This is a genomic window from Nocardia sp. CNS-044, from assembly GCF_059570515.1.
In genome coordinates this window covers 1,351,349-1,367,177 of the sequence record NZ_JCANSX010000005.1, presented here as the reverse complement: position 1 = coordinate 1,367,177, position 15,829 = coordinate 1,351,349, and the positions used below count along the sequence as shown (strand labels likewise).

1 protein-coding gene (only partly in view) is annotated in these 15,829 nt (G+C 72.0%); it reads right to left on the bottom strand.

Annotated features, from left to right (window positions below):
* A protein-coding gene (locus T333_RS07110; protein ID WP_496423961.1) for a WXG100-like domain-containing protein crosses the window boundary here: on the bottom strand, positions 1–15,829 show its 5' portion. Its footprint begins 12,272 nt before the window's first position; the window shows 15,829 of its 28,101 coding nt (coding positions 1–15,829); it begins with the start codon at positions 15,827–15,829; its stop codon lies off the left edge, out of view.

The window sequence follows — 15,829 nt, the reverse complement described above, 5'->3', positions numbered from 1 at the left end:
ACTCCGGGCGAGACCCCGCACCGGCTCGCTGCCCGTCCGATTCCGGCTGCGAGTCAGGAACTTCGGGTCGAGCACCGGCATCGCTCCGCGCGTCAGCGGAGACTGAGCGAGACGCGGCACCGGCTCGCTGCCCCTCTGCCTCCGACTGCGCAGCTTCGGGCCGGTCGGCGGGTTCCGAGTGCTCCCCCTCGCCGAGCCGCTGCGCACCCGAGTCCGAGCCGGGCGGGGTCGACGGCGGTTGCGCACCGTGTAGCGGCCCGTCCGGGCCGAAGTCCGTGCGCCGGTGCGTGATTCGACCGTCGTCCGTGTAGGCGATCTCGATGTGGCGGACCACCACGTCGGAGCGATCGAGCAGTGGGCGAAGGAACGGGTGGTCGGCGGCGAGTTCGGCGCGGACGTCTCCGGGCGAGTTCCAGCCGATCACGACGAGGCGCGGCGGGTCGCCGGGGACGACGCCGACGCTGTCGTCGACGCGACCCGCACCCTCCTCGGCCAGCGCCTCGCGCTGCATCGCCCGAGCCACGGCCTCATCGAGCACCGCGAGTTCGTCCTCGGCCTTGTTGAAGCGAACGGCTGCGTCGCGCAGCGCTTCGACGCGCGCCGTCTGGCCGGGCAGCTCGGCCGTCAGCCGCCGAATGGCGCCGGGCAGCGCGTCCTCGGTGAGCTCGGCCTCGCGGACCGGCAGTCCTTCCATCGCCGCCGCCCGCGCCGTGCGAGCCGCGTCCAATGCCCGCACCGCCGCGACGTTCTCCGAGGCGAGTATCTCCGTCACCCGCCGCGCCGACGCCACCTCGGGCCGCGACGTCGCCTGTTCGGCAACGGACCTGGGCGCATGCGATTCGGGCGCAAGCCTCTTCCCATCCGCGCCAGGCCCCGGCGTGGGCTCGGCCGTGTCGGGCGCGGACGTCCGCTCGCCCACGGCAGGCCCGGTCGTCCGCTCACCTGGCTCGGAGGCAGGCGTCCGCTCCCCCGACCGGTGCCCGGTCGTCGACTCGCCGAGTTCGGGCGCGGGTGCAAGCTCGCCCGCTTCAGGTTTGGGCGTCGGCTCGCTCCCCTCGAGCCGAAGCCTCGGCTCGCCCGCCTGAGGCGCGGTCGTCTGTTCACCAGATTCGGGCGCAAGCGTCCGCTCGCCGGGGCGAGCCCCTGTCGTCTCGCCCGGTCTTGGCGTCGGCGTCGGCTCACCCGCTTTGGGCCCGGGCGTCGGCTCATCCGCTTCAGGCCCGGGCGTCGGTTCACCCGCTTCAGGCCCGGGCGTCGGCTCACCCGCTTGAGGTTTGGGCGTCGGCTCATCCGCTTCAGGCCCGGGCGTCGGCTCACCCGGATCCGGCGCGGGCGCCGGAGGCGGATTCTGCGGCGGCTTCTTCCCACCGCCACCACCATCCGCGACAGGCTCGGGCCTCCCCTCTCCGCCGGAGCTCGGCTCGTCGGGTCCGGGCCGGACAGCACCCAACGGCGTTGTGTCAGGCGGGTTCTCGGGCCGGGTCGCCGCCAACTCGGCATCCAACCGCGCCAACTCGATCTCGGCATCGCGGTTCCGGCGAGCCGCGGCGGCCAGATCGTCCAATTCATCGGCGCGAGCGCGGGATTCGGCAACCCGGTACCGTGCGGTCGCGGCATCCAGCTCGGCCCGCGCCGCATCCAGCTCCCGCACCGCGGCATCCCGTTCGGCGAGCAGCCGGGCGATCTCCGCGGGCCGCTGCGCCGCGCGGTCCAGTTCCGCGGCTCGCCGGTTGAGCTCGACCATCTCGTCGATGTCGGCGGCGCGGTCGCGGACTTCCTGGCGCAGTTCGGCCTGAACCTGGGCCAGCTGCTGCGGTTTGAGCCGTTCCTTCTGGTCGATCTTGCCGTCGCGGTAGACCTCGTAGACCTTCGCCCACCTCTTGGCCTTCGCGGCCTTCTCCGCGTCGGTGTCGGTGGGGCGGACGGGCGCGGGCAGCTCGACACCGACGGTCCTGGTGAAGTCCGGCCCGGCCATCGGATCCGGGTCCGGTCGCGAGTTGTTCGCGCCGAGCATGCCGAAGCCGTCGAGGATGCGGGCGCCGTCGAGTGCCTCGGTCAGCGCGTCGAGATCGCCGACGACGTCCAGCAGATGCTCGATCGCCTTGTCGTGCACCGGGAATTCGACGTCCGCGACCCGCGGATCGGCGGCCTGATCGCCCAACCGCACCCGATCGAACTGATCGAGGCCGTTGATCGTCCGGTAGTACTCGGCGAGCGCATCGATCAGGTTCTCCCGCTCGCTCGGCTCGCGGGCCAGCTTGGAGATCGCCTTGTGCAACCGCTTCGGATCCGTGCCGGACGTGTCCGGTCGGTACTTCATCTCGTCGTTCTTGTAGTTGCGCGGATACAGATCCTTGGGGAACCGTCTCCTGCGGCCTACACCGAGCCGCTCCGCCAACCGATCCCGCGCGCCGTCGACGATGCCGGAGTCGATGGCGCGCATCAGCTTCGCGTAGTCGACCAGGTCTTCGACCGCCTGGTGACGGCGAGCCTTGCCGAGATCGCCCTCCACCAGCGCCCGCGCGACCGCCTCGGGAGTCAGCTGCGCCGGGTCCAGCCCGAGCCGGTGCGCCAGCTGTCCGCGCGCGTCCTCGATCGAGTGGAAATCGTCGATGTCCCACGCGGTTCGGGCGTAGTCGATGATGGCCTCGATCTGGCCCGCCCGGATCCGGTTCTCGGCGCGCAGCTGCTCGAGCCGTTCCGCCATGCGCTCGGGCTCGCCGAGATCGGACTCGGGAATGCCCAAGCGATGCGCCAGCTCCTGTCGCGCGGCCTCGACCTCGCTGCGGGACAAGCGCTCCGGCGTGCTCGACCTGCGCGGCGCGACCTCGTCGCCCGCCGGGGGCGCATCGGTGACGGGACGCCACGGCTGCTCACCGTCGCGCATCAGCGTCACATCCAGCACGCGCCCCTCGACCTCCTGACGGACGTGGCGCACCCGCACGGGCTCGCTGTCCATCAGTCGGATGGTCCCGTCCGGGTCGACGTCGGCGATCCGGAAGACCACCTCGACCAGCCTCGCGTTCACCGCCTCGCCGAGATCGGGGTGTTCGCGCAGCGCCTTCGCCAGCACCGCCTCGTGATCCAGGTGACCGTCGACCACCAGCAACCGCGGCGGCTTGCCCGCCTCGCCTGGCAGGATTCCGAGCCCGTCCACTTCGGGAAGCAGGAATCCGCCGTCGGACACGATCGAGGCGCGCAGCGCGAGATCGGCCAGGATTCCGGTGAGCTCGTCCACCTGGCCATCGATCCGCAGGAATTCCCGGGTCCGCTGGGCGAAGTCCGCGAGATCGGCCGCGCGCGTGTGGATGTGGTCGACGACGGCGGCGAGCGCGCCGCGCGGATGCGCGCTGAGTTCGGCCAGGTCGACGCCGAGCAGCTGCGCCCAGACCGCGCGCTCGTCCTTGATCTGGTCACGACGCAGGGCATTCTCGAAGTAGGTCGGGTTGCCCTCGTCCAGACCCGGCTGGTCGGTGTAGTTGAGATCGCCCCAGTCGCGGCCGGGTTCGCCGCCGTTGTTGACGCCTTCCCAGTCGAGCATGGTGGTGCGACGATCGTTGGCGCGCAACACTTCCCGCAGGAACCGGGTCATCGGGTCGGAGTCGAAGAAGCTGACCTGATCGCTGTAGGGGATGCGCCGGTTCTCGGCGTCGTAGCGCACGGCGGCCTCGGCCAGACCGGCGAGCGCGCCGATGCGGCGGGCCTGCTGGTATTGCAGGATCTCGAGCGCTCGGCGAACGGTATCCGCCGTGACCGGCTCGCCCGGCCGGAGTCCGAGCCGGCGCGGATCGACGCCGAGGTCGCGGGCGGTGGCGATCAGCGCGTCGCCGAGCTCCGCGCGGCGGCTCGCGGAATCGGCCAAATCGCCGAACAGCTCGGCGAAAACGCCTGTGCTCCGCGGACGCGGCTCACCCTGCGGCGCCCCGACCACCGGGGGCTGCTCGGCTTCCGCCGACTCGTCCGGTTTCGCGTTGCGCTGCTGCTCCTCGTCGGCTTGCCTGCGCAGGTCGTCGAGTTCCACCCCGAGTTCCCGGCGCACCAGCTCCGGGTCCGCCTCGTCGAGCCAGTAGCGGTACTCCTCGCCGTCGCGCCGAACGACCGGCGGGTAATCGCCGGACTGGTCCGGGATCCGGCTGGTCAGGCGGTTCAGGATGGGAACGAGTTCGCGGCTCTTCCACATCGTCGCGCCCTCTTTGAGGATGCGAGCGGGGTTGAACTTGATCTGGAGCACTTCCCCCTGACCGCTGTCTTTGGTCAGCGGGAGACCGGCCTCGTTGCCCAGCACCGATTGGCCCGCCCCGTCTTGACTCGACCCGGACGGGTACTTCGGGTTGTGCCCCTGGTACCCGGCGCGCAGCGCGTCACCGAGTTCGCGCAGCCGCCTCCGGTCGGCGACCGCGGGCGAGTTCGACGACTCGTCCGAGTCCGGTTCGTTCGGCGCGAGCTCGTTCTCCGCGCGTGGAACCGGAAGCCAACGATCCTCCCCGTCGGCCACCAGACGCAGCGGCAGCTCCTCGCCGTCCACCTCGACGACATGGTCGCGAGTCTGGCCCTCGGGCGGCGTCGCACGCCTGTTCGCGGATTCGCCGGGACGCGAACCGTCCCCGGATTCGTCGGGCGACGGCGTGGGCGTCGGCGGTTCGGACGGCGGCTTCTGCGCCCCGCCAACGGCATTCGGGTCCGCGGCGGGGAACTCGGGAGCCTCGAACCTCCCGGGCCGGGACCCGCCCTCGATACCCCGATCGCCCTCCGCCCGCTGGATCGCCGAGTCGACGGGGCCTTCCGAAGTCCGGGCGAACGGCAGCTTGGCCTTGATGCGGTCGAGCAGCCCGCGCGGCGCGCTGTGATCGCGGAGGTCGGCGGAGCCGTCGGACAGGATCGCGCGCATCCGGTCGAGCAGGCGCTGCGGGTCCGTGTCCGACATGCCGTGGAACTGCCTGGCGAGGACGTCCGAGGTGCCGCCGCGCTGGGTCGGCGGGGGCACCCGCCAACCGCCCGCGCCGTCGCGTTCCAGGACCACGGCCAGCTCGGCGGGGCCGACTTCGACCGACTCCCACCGGAATTGCGGGCTGGGCAGCGGCGCCTGCGGTTCGGACTGCGGTGGCTGTGGAATCCGCCTGGTGTGCAGCCGGTGGGCGACCTCTGCGGCATGTGGCGGCCGGACGTCCGGATTCTGCTGTGCGACACGGAATCCCGCGGCGACGAACTGGTCGGCGACTCGATAGGGAACCTCGACGATCTGGTTCGCCCTGCGCAGCGCGAGTCGCGGCTCCGCCTTGGTGAAGAACGCGTCGGTACCGAGGCCCAACAGCCATGTGTCGAACCCTTGATTCGTTTCGTTCGCGGCGCGGTAGCGCAGATATTCCGAGAGCATCGTCCCGAGCGCGCTGGTGAAGGTAGGTCGGCGGTAGGGCCCCTCGGCGACGTCCCAGTTCTCGAAGCGCGTCACCGGCTCGCCATCGGGTCCTCGCGATACACGCAGGTAGCGGAGGTTGTGGCTGCTGTCCCACAGCACGTTGCCGAACTCCGGCCGATCGGCGGCCAGTGCCTGGAGCGCATCCATGTGTTCGCCCTCGGGAGCGAGCACGAGCAACTCCGGTCTGCTGGATTCGGGCTGGAATCGCAGCACGTGCGGGCTCAGCTGCTCACCGTCCGGCCGACCGCGTAGTTCCGCGTCGATCGCGCGCTGGAGAAGATCGGCGGCATCGGCATCCGGCGAGCGCGGCGGGGTCCCGTCGCCCTCCGATACCGGCCCGGACTCGACCATTTCGGACGGATTGCCCGGGCGGGGGTATCCCCACCTGGTCCCGCCGACCTCGTCGACGTCGGCGGCGCGCACGGCGTCGAAGACGATCTCGGCCTCGTCCAGTCCGACCTTGTCCAGGTAGCGGCGAATGGCATCACGGCCTGCCTGCTCGGCGACCTGGCGCGGATCGGGTGCGTCCGGCTTACGAGCCTGCGCTCGGGTCGCCCGTTCGTGCGCCTTGTCGTAGGCCTGGGTGTACGCGCGTTCGGCGGGGCCCTGCGGGAGGTAGCGGCCCGCGGCGCGCAATTCGCGGAAGGCCTCGATCTCCCTGGCGTAGTCGCGGCTGCGCCGATCCCGCAGTGCCGGTGTCTCTTCCCGCGCCGCGGGCGCCGCATCGGCACTGTCGCCGGGCCGGATGCCGTGCGCGCGGTCCCACTGCGCGCCGAGGCGCTGCGCCGGGCTCTGTCCGTCGACGAGGGGGCCGAGAGCGTCGAGCCGGTCGCGCACGGCGCGGACCGCGGCGCGGTACGCCGCTGCCTCGCGCATCGCGCGACTCACCTCGTCGTTCTTGCCGCAAGCCCGCTCCACGACGTTCCTGGCCTGATGGAACGCCTCGGAGTAGGCACGGGCCAACGGGCTCGACATGGACCCGATCATGGAGTCCGTCGCCCGCGTCCTGGTGTTGAGGGCGAAGGCCAGCGCGACCGCCTCGGCCTCGTGATTCAGCATCAGGTCGACGAATTCGGTACGCGAGAGCGCCAGCCGCGACGGCGGTTCGCCCTGGGCGGCCGCGCGGATGTCGGCCAGCACCGCGGCCCGCACCAGCTCCAGCGCCTGGTACCGCGCATAGTCGAAGTTGTGGAGCACGACCGAGTTCGTCGTCGGGTCGTAGCCGAGCAGCGGACTCCTTTCTACCGAGTCGTAATAGCCGTCGCGGTGCACCGACGGTGAGGACTCGGCGGTGTATCGGATCCGCACACCATGTCGATTCAGCGTGTCGAGCGCCCAGCGCCCGATGTCGCTGGACTCGTCGGTGAGGATCGTGCGTGCGCGCTCGAAGAGCAGTTCGGCGCGGTCGACGAGATCCGCACGCGGAGAGGGGGTCTCCCGCTGGGCATCGGCCGCGGGCGATTCCGGGCGAGGCGCGGGCGCGGCGGCTTCGGCGCCATCGGGTCGCACGAACACGACGCCATCCGCGTCGACGTGCACACCCGCCCTCGGCGCCACCTCGCGTTCGTCCTTACCGGATGCGGTCGCGTCCAGGTCTGCACGCACGGCGTCGGTGAGCGCGTCGGTGAGCGCGCGATGCTCGGCCGTCAACCGGTGGTACCGATCGGTCAGCTCGGCTTGTAGGTCGACGTCGGTGGCTACGATGCCACGGTTGCGCACGGCATCGAGAGCGGATTGCAGGTCTGCGCCGAGTTCGCTGTCGGGGATGCGCCAGCCGCTCTGAGTCCGGCGCAGTGTCCGATCCGCGTCCTCCGCCAGCCGCGTCAGTTCGCGTTGGGTCGCCGACAGTCGACGCACCAGACCTTCCACCCGGCGCGCCGCCTCGGGCGTCGTCGGCCGGTATTCCGCCATGCCGTCCGGGGGCACGACGCGCTGATGGGCATGCCACTCCGCACCCGCGACATCGCGATGGCTGCTGCCCACGTGCGGGAAGCCCGGCGAGTCGAACATATCGCCCGCCAGCAGCGCCTCGATACCCGCCGCGCGGCCGATCGCGCGCAGTTGTTCGTCGTCGAGGCTCGAATCTCGTTGCCGCGCTCGCGCTATCGCCGCATCGTGGGCGTCGAGGTAGGTCGTGTTCAGGGCCCGGCGATAAGCCACCTCCACCGGGTCGTCCAGCGGATGCGACACGGAATCGTCACCGACCGGGCCGAGTTCGCGATAGAACTCGGCTTGCCTGCCCAACGCCGCCGCCTCCGCACGCAGCCGCGCCGCGACGTAGTCGGCGCGGGCCTGCGCGCGAATCCGGGATGGCGTGACCTCGAGCTCGCCGCCCAGCACGGCTTCGGCCAGGGTCGCCGCCCGAACCAACGCCGCCGCCTGCGCGGACTGACTGCGGTCCTGCGCACCGATGGTGAGGTCCATGGTCCGGACGTCGAAGGCGTCCGCGGTCTGCGGCCGGTCGGTATCGAACCGGACCGTGACGCCCGCATCGCTCAGCACTCGCGCCGCCGCGCGGCCGACGTCGCTGAGCTCGAGCACCTGCCCGACCTCGGCCGCGTGCTGGTCCGGCACGCGGGTCACCCACAGATGCCGGTCGGTGAGCGCGGGAGGCTCGTCAGCGCTGTCGGCGGGGCGCAGCTCGGGCCTGCCGTTGTCGGTGACCTGCGCGGGCTCTTGGGCCGAAGTCGTTTCCTCGGAACGGTTTCCGCGCGCGGCGTCCCAGGCGTCGCGGTAGAACTCGGCATTCGTGCGATCGGATCCCGCGGGCCGGTGCGTCGCGACCTCGGGGCGCAGGGCGGCGAGACCGGCGTCGTTCGCGATCCGATCCAGCTCCTGGCGCGGTCCGCCGAGCTCCTGCGCGGCGCGCTCGCGGGCCTCGCGGAAGGCGTCGACATAGGTCCGTTCCAGCGGCGAGACCGGCACGTCGAATCCCGCCTCGCGCAGCTGGATCGCCGCGATGATCTCCCAGGCGTGCGCCCGGGTCTCCTCGTCCAGCATCCGGTCGACGTAGTCCTGCCGATCGGACTGCATCCGCAGCCGGGCCTGTTCCGCGCCGCCGCGCCCGTCGGCGAACTCGGCGTGCATCGCGCCGTGCACCAGCGCGAGCATGTGCGCGGTGTCGGAGGCGCCCACGTCGAGGACCAGCGTGTTGCGAGCGGGGTAGTACTGATCCGCGACCCCGGACTCGTGCTGGATCGTGACCTGGCGGCGCTCGAGCACGTCGACCGCCCAGCGACCGACGGGCGTCCGCGAAAGCTGCTCCCTGATCCGGGTCAAACGCTCCAGTGTCGCGGCATCGGCCCGGTCCTGCGGGGCGACGTGGTCGGCGGGCTCCGCGCCGCGGGCGGGAAGCGTCTCGGCCGACCGCACCTCCACGTTGCCGTGCTCGTCGACATCGATGGCGAGGTGCTCGAATTCGACGCGGCCGCGTTCCCGGAGTTCGCGCACGCGTGGATCCGCCTGTGCCGCGTCAGCGATCCGGCGCAGCTGTCCGGATTCCGCCGCGACGACGATCCGATCCGGGGTGCCGGGCACGCGCACCACGGCCGACGGACCCATGACGATCCGGTCGGGCGTCCCGGCGATGTGGACGTAGTGATCGCCGAGGACCCGCGCGTCCGGCGCCCGCCCGGCCAGCACCTCGCGCGCGGCCTCGGCCGCCAGCGCGTCGGCGCGGCCGTCGAACGCCGCCTGGGTGTCCTGGCGCAGCTCCGCCAGATCCACCAGGACACGCAGATCGTGCTGGACGCGACGCAGATCGGCCTGCCGCTCTGGCCCGGTCGACGGGTCGGCCAGCTCCGCCGCGATCCGGTCGAGCCTGCGTCCGGCCTCGGCGTCCAACGCGGGCAGATCCGCGGTCGGATCGATCCCGAGTTCTCTTGCGCGCCTGCTCACTTCGGTGGAGATGTCGCGCAGTCGGACAGCCGCGGCGGTGCGGTCGAGCGCGCCGGTGCGCAATGCCTCCGCCACCCGGGGCGTGCGCGGCGCGGGCGTCTCCGCGTCGGCGAGGAAAGCGTCCAGGCGGGGGCGGCCGCGATCCCAGACCGCGCCGTAGTGGTCGGCGTAGTTCTTGCCGTTGGCCCAGACCCTGGTGGCGACCTCGTGCCGCAGCGCCTCCGCCGCCCGATCGCGTGCCGCCGCCGCGTCGCCGTTCGACAGGTCGGCCATGGCGCGGTCGTAGGCGGCGGTGTACGTGTCGTCCAGCGGATGCGCCGGGACGTCGTACCCGAGTTCCCTGAGTTCGCGGGCCAATTCGATCCGCCGAGCCATGGCGTCGGCTTCCTCGCGGACCATGGTTCGGACGAACTCGTCGCGCGCCATGCCCAATTGGCCGGAGCGGCCGTCGGCGAACCGCTCGGCGTGCACCGACTCGTGGGCGAGGGTCAACGCCTGCCGGACCTGGTCGGAGCCTTCGGTGTAGACGGTCGCGGTGAGATCCTCGCTGGCGAACTGACCCGAGCGACCGTCGTCCGCCGCGGTTTCGTAGCGTTCGCGCACCGGTCCGCTGTCGAATCCCGCCAGGATGCGGCGGCCGGTCTCGGTCTGCCGCAACAGTTCCCGTACCTGATCCGGGTGCGCGTCCAGCGACCGGCCGATGCGCACGTCGGAGTCGGCGATCGGCTGCAACCCGGAATCGCCGCGGAGCGAGTGGATGGGGTCGCCCGCCGCGTCGAACAGGATCGCGTGCGTGCTCCGCACGTCCCGCGACAGGTTCGGGGGGAAGCCCTTCTCTTCGCCGGTGCCTGGATCGCGAACCACGATCCCGCCGTTCTCGTGCACCAGCACGTACGCGTGCGCGCCGACGTTGTATTCGTCGGCCGGCCCCGTGTACTCGTCGACGACCAGTGCCGACGAACCCTCGGGCATGGTCAGCAGCTGCCGCGCGATCGCCTCGTGATCGGCGTAGCCGCGCAGCTGACCACCCGCCGCCTCCTGCACCTCGGTGCGCGACATACCGTCGAGCCCGACCGGATCGGCGGGTGGCCGGATCACCGAACTACCGGTGAGGCTCTTGATGAGCCGCAGCGCCAGCTCGGCACACCGCCCGCGGTTCTTATCGTCGGTGTGCGGCGGCACCTCGCCCAGTTCCACGAACCCGGCGGTGTCGGCGTCTTGGTACACCGGCACCGGCCCGGGCTCACCCGGCTGCGCGGCATCGTCGACCGGTCTGCCGTTCGCGTGATCCCAAGCCCTGCCGTAGAAGTCGGCGTAATCGCCCAGCGAGTTCTTGCCGCGCGGCGAATCCAGGTGCGCGCGAATTCCGCCCGCACCCGCATCGATCGCGCTGTCCGCCATGGGATCGACGAGCCCGCGCGCACCGGGCCGCTCCTGTGCGGCGGCCCGCCCACGGTCGCCGGCGCGCTCGAGCTCGGTCACCGGAATGTCGTGGCCCCGAGAGCGCAATTGCTTGACGAAATCCGTCTCGGCCGCGTGCGCCCTGCTCTCCTGCCGGACCATCGCGTCGACGTACTCGGCCTGCGTGCTGCGCAGCGGATGCGGCGAGAGACCGGCGCCCGCATCACGCAGGTGCGCCGCGGTATGCACTATCGCGATGGCCTGCTGCACATCCGACACGCCGTAATCGAGCACCAACGTGCGGCGCTCCGGGTGGTAGCGCGGCTCGGCACCCGGCTCGTGCACCACCCGAACATCGTTGTCGCGCAACACTTCGTCGGCCCACACGCCGATGTCGGTCTGGTCGAGCAACTCGCGCACCTGCTCGAGCCGCCGCGCCGACGCCAGCGGCGCCGACTCGCCCGGGACCCGCGCGGGCGGCGTTGCCTCGTCGGGCTCCGCCTGCAACGCCTCGTCGACGACATCGACGCCGCGCTCGTCGCGCGCGATCGGTTTCACGGTGACGGCGGCGTCCGTCTCCGGGACGCCGACCTCGATCAACCGCAGGTCCAGATCCGGATGACGCAGCGCCGCTTCGATTCTCGGGTCGCGAGCACGGGCTTCGCCGAGCGCGTCCGCGTGCTCGCGCTCCGGAGCGGCGACCACCAGCCGCGGCGGATCGCCCGCGATCAGCGCGACGTGCGGCGTGATCGACTCCACCCCGTCCACCCCGGCGAGCTCGCCCGCGAGGACGTCGCGCGCCGCCGCCGCGTTCGCGGCCGAGTCGGCGCGGGCGGCCAGCTCACCCTGGAGGTGGTAGTGGTCGCCGAGGTCCGCGAGCAGCCGGATCCGCAACTCGCGGTGCAAGAGTTCGGCCCTGCGCTGCGCTTCGGGCGCGGGCAGCACATCGCGGGTGACATCGGCGGGATCTATCCCCAGTTCGCGGGCGAGGTCGGCCAGCGCCCGATCGTTCGCGTCGAGCATGGTCCGCAACACCGGTCCGCGCAGGTCCGGGTCGACCACGTCGATGATGTTGGCGCCCACCTCGTCGACCATCTCGAACAGCCGCACCGACAGATCGAAGCGGCGCCGCTGCGCCACCACGCGCTGCCGCGCCTGTTCGCGCACGTCGGATTCCGCTTCGGGCGTCACCCAGCGGTGATACTCGGCCGACCGGCCGTGCGCGGCATCCCAACCCGCGCCGTAGAACTCGAGGTAGCTGCTGCCGTCGCTCCACGGCCGGGCGGCGAGCACGTCCTGGATCGCGTCGATGCCCGCCTCCCGCGCCCTCGCGCGGACCTGCGCCTCGTCGAGATCTGGGCTCGACCGAAGCGTCGCGTCCATCGCGGCATCGAAGGCGGTGAGATACGGGCCGCGCAACGCGTCGGTGTCGGGAACGGGATAGCCGAGATCCTGGAGTTCCCTGGCGAGCTCGAACTCGCGCCCGAACGCCGACGCCTCCTCGCGCACCATCGCGTGGATGTAGTCGTCGCGGTCCATGGTGCGGATGCCGTGCCCAGTGTTGGCGGTCTCTCCGGCGAGCGCCCACTCGGCGTGCACGCCTTCGTGGGCGAGCGTCAGCGCCTGCGCCAGGTGATCGCGCGAACCCGTGCGGACGTCGGCCACCAGGTCGGAATGCCGGAACTGGCCCTCCATCCCGGAGGCGATTTCGGCGAGGAAGTTGGCGTCCACCTCACCGCGCTCCAGCACGGCGAGGATCTCCCTGCCCACCACGGTCTGCTCGAGCAGTGCCTTGACCTGGTCCGGCAGCTCGCCGAGCGACCGGCCGATCTGCACGTCGCCGAAGCGCACGGGAGTGTCGGCGTCGGCCGGATGCACCGCGTTGCCGCGGTGATCGAACAGGATCGCGTGCGTGGCCCGCACATCCGAAGGCAGTCGCGGCGGGAAGCCCCGCACCTCGTTCCCGCCGGGATCGCGCACCACGATGCCGCCGTTCTCGTGGACGAGCACGTAGGCGTGGGCGCCGACGCCGTGGTCGTCCACCGGACGGGAGTAGGTGTCGACCACCAGCGCCGACGAGCCCTCCGGCATGGCCAGCAGCTCTCGGGCGATCGCGTCGTGATCGGCGACCGCGCGCAGCTGCCCGCCCGCCGCCGTCTGCACCTCGGCCGCCGACATGCCGTCCAAGCCGACCGCGCCCGCCGGCGGCCGGATGGTCGTGCTTCCGGTCATGGCCTTGATCAGGCGCAGCGACAACTCGGCGCAGCGACCGCGGTTGCGGCCCGAGGTGTGCGGCGCGGCGTCCGTGGTCGCGGGTGGCGTTTCGCCGGAGGTGCGCGAGGTGGCCCGGGTATCCGGTCGTTCCGCGGGAGTACGCGCGGCGTCCGAGCGTTCGGCCGTTGGCCTCGACGCGTCTTGGCCGGTGTCCGGTCGGTCGGTCGAGGTGGTGCGGTCGGCGGGGCGCACGGGTGTCGCGTCCGGTGCGCCGACGACGGGCGGCAGCGCTACCGGCGCCAGGTCCGCGGCGTCGGGAGCGAGCGGGTCCTCGTTGGCGCGCGGAGCCGAATCCGCCGTAATGCCAGCGAGTTTCGTACGCGGGGCGGCTTCCTCCGCGGCGATCCGCGCCTGCGGGCCTTGCCCGGCGGCATGGCGGCTGGGATCGGCCGCACCCGCGCGGCTGTGTGGCCTGCTCCCGTCCTCGACCGATGCCGTGTCGGTCCGGCCGTCCCGTACGCCCTGTACCCGCCCGTCGGTCGGCGCCGTGCGGTGATCGTTGATCCCTGTGCGCGGATCGATGGCGCGGGTTTCGCCGCCGGTGAGCGGGCGGCCGTCGGCGCGAGATTCGCCGCCGGTGAGCGGGCGACCGTCAGCGCGAGATTCGCCGCCGATGAGCGGGCGGGCGTCGGCGCGAGATTCGCCGCCGATGAGCGGGCGACCGTCAGCGCGAGATTCGCCGCCGATGAGCGGGCGGGCGTCGGCGCGCGGCGCGTCCGCGAGCGACGAGAACGTGGCGCGCGGCGGTGTCGCGCCGGGCCGGGTCTCGCCGGGCCGGGTCTCGCCGGGCCGGGTCTCGCCGCCCGCGCGCGCATCGGCCGCCGAATGCGCCGGTCCGGGCTGGGCGAGCGGGGGCGTCGCGGCAGGCGTGTGGTCCGTCGCGCGGATCTCGTCGGCTCGGTGTGGCGTCTGCGCGTCCCCGGCGAGGCCTTCGAGCTTCGCACCGGGACGAGCCGCCGCTTCGCTCGTCGGCGAACCAGCCTCGTGCGACATCTCCCGAGTGCTGTGCTCGCCGCGTTGCACCGGCTGCGAATCCGACTGCGACACCGACGTTTCCGTCTTCGACGGCGTCGCGCCGTCCGCCTCTTCCCGACCTGCGCGATCACCCGGAGGTTGCGCCTGTTGCGTCGAATCGGACTGTGGCGCCGCCTGTTCTGGCGCACGCGGTGTTTCCGCCGCGGGCTGGGCGGCCTCCGCGCGCTCGGAGGCGTCGGCCGCCGGATGCATTGCCGGAGAATCCGCGGCGGGTCCGGCGGCATCGCCCGCCGGATTCGGAGCGCCGCCCGTGTCGGCCACCGGAGCCGCGGCGGGGCCATCGCTCACGGTCTCCGGTTGCCCGGCGGTCGAATCGATCTGCGGCGCGGTCTGTTCCGCCACCGGCGGTGTGGTGACCATCTGGTCGTCACCCGTGGCGGGCCGCGTGTCGTTGACCGCCTCCGGCGCGGTATCGGTGTGAACGCCCGCCTCCGGCCCCTGCGGAACCGTCCCGGCCGGGTCGACCGGCGCTGCCCCCGCCCCCCGGTCTCCGGTCGGCTCACCCGTGTTCACCGGATCCGGCGATGTGCCCGAATCCTGCTGCGGTGTCGTGCCTTCCGAAGTCGGCGGAGTCGCACCGGGCACACCGGCACGCGATCCCCCGGGCGCCGAACCGTCCGAGTGCCCGGCGGGCGGCCTGATACCCGAACCCTCACCGCGTCCGTTCGCGCCGTTCGAAGTCGAAGGATCCTGCGTGCCAGTCGTATTCGACGGTGCGCCGCTATCCGCCGCTCCATCGGGCCGATAGCCGATCCGCGGTGCGGCGGGCTCCGAAGTCCTCGCGGGATCCGCGTACCACTCGGGATGCCGGCTGTGCCACATCTGGTCCGCCCGCGCCCGGCTCGCACCGGACATCGCGCCGTTGCTGGCGCCGGCCGTGAGCATCCGCCAATCGAACTGGTCCTTGGCGTTCTTCTTGGTTTCCTCCCACGCCTTGCCCCAGTTCCACGACCCGTCGTCCTGGTGCGCGGCGGTGACCAGCTGATACCCGAGGCTGCCGCCGAAACCCGCGACCGCGCCGACGGTACCCGCGACGGTGCCGGTGATCGCACCGCTCACCGCGGGGCTGAGCCGCGGCGTGCCGTCCGGTCCCGGCCGGTTCAACCTGCGCCCGAGCATGTCGCCGACCGGGCTCGCCACCGCGGCACCCGCGGCCGAGCTGACGGCGGTCATTCGGACCTGGTTCCAGTCGATCGCCTTCCGGTGGCCCGCGTCCACCTGGTACGCCTGGATGCCCAGGTCCTGGCCGGTGCCGATGACCGTGTCGATGGCTACGTGGCGGATCAGGAAGTTGGCGAGCTTCTTCGTGATGACCTTGCCGACAATCTCGACGATCTTGTTCATCAGACGCTGCGCGAGCATCCGGATCCCGACCCTGGTGAATCCCATGGCGATCGCCGTCTCCGCGGGCGCGGTCGGCGGGAACAGCCAGAAGATCGCGATCTCGGCGGCCAGCAGCGCCAGCGACGAAATCACCATCAGCTTCGCGTATTCGAGCTCGGTGCCGACACTGTCGGCGCTCTCCGCGATGGCCTCCAAATCCTTGGCCAGCAACTCCAGCGACTGATCGCCGCTGCGATAGGTCTCGAGATCCTTGATCATGTTCTCGAGCGCTTCGCCCTGCGGGTACGCGGCGCGGGTGGCCGCGATGGCGTCATCGATGTCGGCGAGAACCTTGCGCAGATCCGCGGCGGCCGTGCGCCAGTCGTCGGCGAGGCCCCACATCCCGTCCTCGTCGCCCTCGGGATACTCGGAGCCTGCCACGGCTTCGAGCAGCCACATCAGGGCGCCAGGAACATCGACCAT